Raw genomic sequence first — 419 nt, forward strand, 5'->3', positions numbered from 1 at the left:
GACCTTCTTGGGCCTAGGGAGCCTGGCCCTCCTGAACCCCAAGGTGGCCAGGGGGCTTTTCGCCCTCCTGGTCCCCTTCGTCCTCTTCGGCCTTTACCTGGTGGCCACGGCTCCTTTGGACCTGGCCCGGCTCCCCGAGCCCTACACCCCTTCCGGGGCCGCCTTCCCGCCCCCAAGCCTCACCTCCCCCAGGCTCTGGACCATCCCCTTCAACCTCTTGGGCACCCTCCTCATGGCGGGGGTGGCCCTTTACACCACCCTGCTCTTCTGGAAGAAGAACCCTCTGAGGGCCCAGGGCACGGCCCTCATCTTCCTGGCCGCCCTGGTTTTGGCCTCCACCAGCACCCTGAACCGCTTGGGCGTGGTGGGCCTCGAGGAGGCGGGGCGGGCCTTTGGGGTGGCCCTCCTCTACTTGGGGG

The 419-nt window shown here is 68.3% G+C and carries 1 pseudogene; it reads left to right on the forward strand.

The features are described 5' to 3' along the window. Positions 1-419: pseudogene (locus tag BVI061214_RS00360) on the forward strand (hypothetical protein); the annotation flags it as partial.

The organism is Thermus aquaticus, from assembly GCF_001280255.1.
GTDB classification, from domain to species: Bacteria; Deinococcota; Deinococci; order Deinococcales; family Thermaceae; genus Thermus; species Thermus aquaticus.